7 protein-coding genes are annotated in these 6,558 nt (G+C 62.4%); all 7 read left to right on the plus strand.

The annotated features are described in order from the left end of the window. The first annotated feature begins 77 nt into the window (after positions 1 to 77). Positions 78 to 1,547 (plus strand): ATP-binding cassette domain-containing protein, encoded by a 1,470-nt coding sequence (locus NKH60_RS30825; protein ID WP_352874540.1) that lies wholly within the window; start codon positions 78 to 80, stop codon positions 1,545 to 1,547. Continuing rightward, entirely contained in the window at positions 1,544 to 2,548 is a 1,005-nt protein-coding gene (locus NKH60_RS30830; protein WP_352786282.1) for an ABC transporter permease, read from the plus strand. The genes NKH60_RS30825 and NKH60_RS30830 overlap by 4 nt, the downstream gene beginning before the upstream one ends. Positions 2,549 to 2,576: 28 nt before the next feature. Then, positions 2,577 to 3,533: a substrate-binding domain-containing protein gene (locus NKH60_RS30835; protein WP_502899837.1), complete on the plus strand. Its 957-nt coding sequence runs from the start codon at positions 2,577 to 2,579 to the stop codon at positions 3,531 to 3,533. Between the two features lie 64 nt (positions 3,534 to 3,597). Then, the gene (locus tag NKH60_RS30840; RefSeq protein ID WP_352786284.1) at positions 3,598 to 4,491 is read left to right on the plus strand and encodes an amidohydrolase family protein; all 894 of its coding nucleotides are present in this window, start codon (positions 3,598 to 3,600) and stop codon (positions 4,489 to 4,491) included. A gap of 35 nt (positions 4,492 to 4,526) precedes the next feature. Next, on the plus strand, positions 4,527 to 5,279 hold the full coding sequence (locus NKH60_RS30845) for an SDR family NAD(P)-dependent oxidoreductase (RefSeq protein WP_023722445.1): 753 nt from the start codon (positions 4,527 to 4,529) through the stop codon (positions 5,277 to 5,279). A 19-nt stretch (positions 5,280 to 5,298) separates the two neighbouring features. After that, positions 5,299 to 6,138, plus strand: a complete 840-nt coding sequence (locus NKH60_RS30850; protein ID WP_156948304.1) for a transketolase — start codon at positions 5,299 to 5,301, stop codon at positions 6,136 to 6,138. Beyond that, the coding region (locus tag NKH60_RS30855) for a transketolase family protein (RefSeq protein ID WP_502907797.1) at positions 6,135 to 6,558 on the plus strand (424 nt) is incomplete at its 3' end. The genes NKH60_RS30850 and NKH60_RS30855, both read left to right, overlap by 4 nt.

Genomic DNA, 6,558 nt, shown 5'->3' on the forward strand with positions numbered 1-6,558 from the left:
GGAGGAGATGCAGAATGGAAGCGGGTTCAGCCCAAAGCTTGGGTAGTGCCGGCAATGTGCCGGGAGTTGGACAGGCATTGAGCAGGAAGCTCCTGATCGAAGCTTCCAATGTCGAGAAGAACTACGGCGCGACACAGGTCCTTCGGGGGGTGAGTTTTCAGGTTCGGGCTGGCGAAATCCACGCGCTCCTTGGCGGCAACGGCGCCGGCAAAAGCACGCTCATCCGCATCATCACGGGGCTGGCCTCACGCGATGCCGGCGACATTGGCTTCGCCTCATCGAAGGCCGGCCGCGTTAGTCCGATCATCGCTGTGGTGCATCAGGAGCTGGCGCTGTTGCCCGAGCTGTCGGTCGCAGAAAACATCGGCATTGTGCATGCGCGGTCGGGCTGGTCGCAGATCAGCCGTCGCCGCATGCGCGAAATTGCGCTTGATGCCCTGCGCCTGATCGACCCGGCGATCGGCGAAGAGATCATCGATCTGCCGGCACGCAGATTGTCCCTCCACGAAGGCCAGATCGTCGAGATCGCCCGCGCACTTTCGACTGGAGCGGAAGTGCTGCTTCTCGATGAGCCTACCGCGAACCTGACAGCCGCCGAGACGGTCAAACTCTTCTCGGTGCTAAAGCGGCTGGTGCGAGAAGAAGGCATCGGTATCGTCTTTGTTTCTCACCGTATGCGCGAAATCCGCGCGCTCTGCGATGTCTGCACGATCTTGCGCGATGGCGTCACGATCGCGAATGCCACGCCCCTGGCCTCGCTCAGCGACGCGGACATCATCCAGCAGATGGGCCAACACGCGCAGCGTCCAGCAACCCACCGTAACGCGCCACAGGACACCCGACAGGGCTCACCAATCGAGCTCCTGGGCCCAGACGACGTCCGGATAGCGCTTTCGACCGGCACCATCCTGGGTCTAGCCGGCGCACCGGCGGGTCCGACTGGTCTCATTGCTCCCCTTGTAGGCGCAGGACCCGGAGCCGGTTGGCGCCTTTCGGGCGAAGGCTTTGGGGGCCGCTTCTCGTCCCCGGCGGCAGCGGCGCGGGCCGGTATCGGCTTTGTTTCGGGCGACCGCGCAACCAAAGGGATCCTTTCGCAGCTGCCCATCGTCGATAACGTGCTTGCAGCACGCAGGGTTCGCGAGAGGCGGCGGATCGTAGCCGCAGCCGAGCGGCAGGAATGTCGTGATCTCGTTTCGGCGCTGAAGTTGAAAGCCAGCTCGATCTGGGACCTGCCGGCCTCGTTGTCCGGCGGCAACCAGCAGAAGCTTCTCGTCGCACGGTGGCTTGGGCTGCCGCTCCGGATGGTGGTGCTGGAAGAGCCGACGCGTGGCGTCGACATCGGCACCAAGCATGACATTTACGGTTTGATCCGGGAGATGGCCGACGCTGGCGCGATCATCATCTGGTGGTCGACCGAGAACGTCGAACTGCTCGAGCTTTGCGACGCCATTTTCGCCTTTGACACCGATGGGCGGCCAAAGGGCTTTCTGCCTGAAGAGCACTTCACCGAGGAGGGGCTCGCCGAACTGACGGGGATGGCGGCATGACCGACGCAACCGACGGCACCACCACGACGAAAAAACTCCGGACCACCACGTCGCGCGTCCCAGTAGTTCTTTTGTCCTACCGCACGGAAGCCGCGATTGCCGCTGCGATCGTCGTCCTGCTGCTGGCCGTCGGCATGTTGGTGCCCGCAGCACTCAGCATGGGCAATGTGCAAAACATCATCCAGGCCGCCGCGCCTCTCATAATCATGTCGCTCGGTGTTTTGCTGGTCGTCATTACCGGCGGAATCGATCTTTCGGTCGGTTCAGTCTTTTCCCTGACCGGAATGGTGACCGCGTTGGCGATGGCCAATGGCGGTGACGGACTGACCGCGAGTGCTGCCGGCCTGGCGGTCGGCCTTGTGTTCGGCTCGATCAATGGCCTTCTGGTCACGGTCGTCGGGCTCGCGCCTTTCGTCGTCACGCTCATCACCTACGCGGTGGCGGGCAGCCTTGCCTTCATCGTCACCAATGGGCGTTCGATGCCGATCGGCGCCCCGGATTTCTGGCTCCTGAATTCGGGCGAGATCATCCCAGGCATCCCGAACCATCTTCTGTTCTGCATCATCCTGATGGTCCTGCTGGAATACGCCTTGCGCAAGGTCGTCCTTGGACGCTGGTTCTACGCCGTCGGCTCATCGGCAATTGCCGCCCGGCTGCTCGGCATTCCGGTTCTGCGCATTAAGTTCGCGGCCTATGTCGCTTCGGGCCTGCTCGCCTCTTTCGCCGGGCTGTTGACGGTAAGCTACATCCTCAACGCCGAAGCCACTGCCGGCGCCAGCCTGATGCTGCAGGCAATCGCCGCCGTCGTCATTGGCGGGGCCAGCCTCTTTGGCGGAACCGGGAGCGCGATCGGCGCCGTGCTGGGCGCGCTGATGATCACCTGTATCCAGAACGGCGTGAACCTCATTGGCGTGAACAGCTTCTGGCAAGGCTCGGTCACCGGCGCTGCAATCCTGCTCGCGGTTCTGATCGACCGCTTCAGCAATAACAACCGCATCTAGATCATCAACGGGAGGAACCAAGATGAAAATGAAGACAATCCTGCTTGCAGCATTGGCGGCGTCCGGCCTGTCCAGCGCATCATATGCTGAAGACAAGAAGACCGTCGCTTATATCGCCCCATCGCTGGATATCTCCTACTGGCAATGGGTCGGCTACGGCGTGAAGGAGAAGGCCAACGAGCTTGGCATGGACTATGTCGAGTACACGTCGGAGAATTCGCCCGCCAAGCAGATGGACAATGCCAGGACCGCCGTCACCAAAGGTGTCTCGGCCATTGTGATCGGCCCCGTTAGCTCGACATCGACACCGCCGCTGCTCGATTATCTGGCGAAGCAGAAAGTACCGATCGCGTTCGCCGGCATCGGGCCGCAGCCGGGCCTCACCAACTACACATCCTCGGTCACGGCGAACAACTATGAGACCGGCAAGGCGCAGGGGAAATTCACCTGCGAGCTCGCCAAGGAGCGTGGCGGCAACAAGGTCGGTATGCTGTCCTTGCCGCAGGATCGGGAGAATGCGCAGAAATACCTCAAGGGCGCCAAGGAGGCGTTCGCGGCCGCAGGGTGTGACCTCGTCCAGATGCTGGAGACGCGTGGCCTGACGATCAACGAAGCCGTCACCCAGGCAAATGACCTCTTGACCGCTAATCCCGATGTCAAGGCTATCTACGGCATGTATGACGAAGCCGGCAGCGGCGCCGCCAAGGTGGTCGAAACGCGCGGCCTGGCCGGCAAGATCGGCATTACCGTCGCCGATGGCTCGCCGACAACGATTGCGCTGCTCAAGACGGGAGCGATCCAAGGCATCTTCTTCCAGGAGGCGGTGGGCCAAGGGATCGACGGAACCCAACAGGTCTACAACGCACTGACGGGCGCGCCGGTGACCCAGGATCTGGCCTTGGTCATGCCTCTTGTTACGGCCGACAAGGTTGACAGTCCCGAGGCCAAGAAGGTCATCGCCCGCGTCTTTCCCCCGAGCAACTGACCGCCACCCAATGGACCCGCCGGCTTGGCCGGCGGGTCCAGACCTCAAGCAAGGAATCCCGACCGTGGCCGAGCTGCCGTTCATCGATCCGCACCATCATTTGTGGGATCTGGAGGCCAATTATTATCCGTGGCTGACCGACGGGGTTAAGCCGTCAGCCTTCGGTGACTACGAGGCGATCCGAAAAAGTTACCTTCTCGAGGACTATCTTGAGGACGGCAAGAACCAGAACCTCGTAAAATCGGTGCACCTGGATGTGGGGTTCGATCCCAGCGATCCGGTTGGGGAGACGCGCTGGCTGCAGGAGATCGCCGACAAGCGGGGGTTTCCCCACGGCATCGTCGGCTATGCCGACCTGTCTAGACCCGATGTTGGCGAGCTCCTCGACCGCCACATGGAACATCAGAACTTCCGCGGCATTCGGCAGTCGATGAACTACCATCCCGACGCCGCCAAGACCTATCTGGCGCGGCCGGAGGTGAGCCGGACACCCGAATGGCGGCGTGGTTTCCGGGAGCTGGCGAAGCGACGGCTGAGCTTCGACCTGCAGCTCTACTATCCCCAGATGGGCGAGTTCCTCGAACTCGCGCGCGACTTTCCCGACGTCCAGATCATTCTCAATCACACCGGCATGCAGGTCGACGGCGCCGAGCATTTTGGCGCCTGGAAAAAAGGCATGCACCAGTTGGCGCAAGCGCCGAACGTCGCCTGCAAAATCTCGGGCCTCGGCATGGGCGACTGGACTTGGACCACGGCCTCGATTCGTCCTTATGTCGAGGAGGCGATCGCAGCCTTCGGCGTCGGCCGCTTGATGTTCGCGACGAACTTCCCCGTCGACAAGCTGTTCTCGAGCTTCGACGCCATTTTGAACGCCTTCAAGGAAACTACGATCGCCTACCCGCACGAGGAGCGGCTCGCGCTGTTCCATGACAACGCTGCCCGGTTCTACCGACTTTAGATCACCGGCAAAGAGAAATAGCAGGAGAGTTCGACATGTTGCTGAAGGGCAAGGCCGTGGTGATTTCAGGGGCCGCGAGCCCTCGGGGGATAGGCCGCTCCACGGCAACGCTGATGGCGGAGCAAGGCGCGCGCATTGCTATTCTTGACCTCGATGAGCAACAGGCCCGTGACGCCGCCGAGTCGCTTGGGCCCGAGCACATTGGCCTCGCCTGTAACGTCGCCGACCTCGATGCGTGCAAGAGGGCTGCTGCCGAAGTGGCCGAAGCCTTCGGCAAGGTCGACGTGCTGTGCAACATTGCCGGGATCACGCAGCCCGCAAAGACACTGGATATCGGCCCGGCTGACTGGGACCGCATGCTCGATGTCAACCTACGCGGCGTGCTCTATCTCAGCCAGGCATTCATCCCGAACATGCGCGAAAATGGCGGTGGCTCGATCATCTGCATGTCGTCGGTTTCGGCCCAGCGCGGCGGCGGCATCTTCGGTGGCCCGCACTATTCGGCTGCCAAGGCGGGTGTTCTGGGGCTTGCCAAGGCCATGGCGCGCGAATTCGGTCCCGAAGGCATCCGCGTCAACTGTGTCACACCGGGCCTGATCCAGACCGACATCACCGGCGGCAAACTGACCGAAGCCATGCGCGCCGACATCATCAAGGGAATCCCGCTCAGCCGGCTGGGGGATGCGCGCGACGTCGCTGGCGCCTATCTCTTTTTGGCGTCCGATCTGGCCAGCTACATCACCGGCGCCGTGATCGACGTCAACGGTGGGATGCTGATCCATGGCTGAGAGGATAACGGATCTTGAGATGCCTCGCGCTGGCAGCAATGTCAGCCTGGCCGAACGAGCCTATCGTATCCGCCGACATGCCGTGCGAATGGGCCAAGTCCAGGGCCAAGGTTATGTCGGACAGGCGCTGGGTGTCGCCGACGTGCTTGCCGTCGCCTATTTCCATGCGCTTCGCTACCGGCCGGAGGACACGTTGTGGGAGGGACGCGACCGCTTCCTGCTGTCGATCGGACACTATGCGATCGCGCTCTACGCGGCTCTGATCGAAGCGGGCGTGCTGCCGGAGGAAGAGCTCGAAACCTATGGCAGCGATGAAAGCCGTATGCCGATGTCGGGCATGGCGCCATACACGCCCGGCATGGAGATCACCGGCGGCTCGCTCGGTCACGGCCTTGGCATTGCCGTTGGCATGTGCATGGGGCTGACGCGCAAGCGAAGCGACAGTTTCGTCTACAATCTTTTGTCCGACGGCGAGCTCGGTGAGGGCTCGACCTGGGAAGCCGCGATGTCGGCCGCCCACCACAAGCTCGACAATCTCATTGCCATTGTCGACTTCAACAATCAGCAGGCCGATGGTCCGTCGACGGCCATGCTCTCCTCCGAACCGGTGACCGACAAGTTCGAGGCGTTCGGCTGGCATGCGCAGCGCGTCGACGGCAACGACATCGAGGCGGTCCGCAAGGCCTTCGACCTGGCGCGCGGCCTGAAGGAACCTCGTCCGCGTGTGATCGTTTGCGATACGCGCATGGCCAAGGGTGTGCCATTCCTGGAAACCCGCGACATCACGCATTTCATCCGCGTCGAACCGCATGAATGGGCGCTGGCGCTCGAAGCTTTGGAAAAGGGACGTCCGCGTTGAGGTTGTCAAAATTCGCGCCGCGCCACGCCGCCAATGCCGGTGAGCGCAAGACCACATCGGCGATGATCGCGTCGATCGCGCCCGATGGCGTACCGACACGCAATGCGCCGTTCGGGCACACACTGGCCAGACTGGCGCACCAGCGGCCCGGGATCGTCGGAATGACGGCAGACCTCGCGAAATACACCGATCTCCATGTCTTCGCACAGGAGCATCCGGACCGCTTCTATCAGATGGGCATGGCGGAGCAGGTGCTGATGAGCGCCGCCGCCGGCCTGGCGCGGGAGGGCTTCACGCCCTTCGCGACGACCTATGCCGTCTTCGCATCGAGGCGGGCCTACGATTTCATCTGCATGGCGATCGCCGAGGAGAAACTCAATGTGAAGATCGTCTGCGCCTTACCGGGGCTGACGACCGGCT

The sequence above is a fragment of the Mesorhizobium sp. M1006 genome, assembly GCF_040318825.1.
GTDB lineage: Bacteria > Pseudomonadota > Alphaproteobacteria > Rhizobiales > Rhizobiaceae > Mesorhizobium.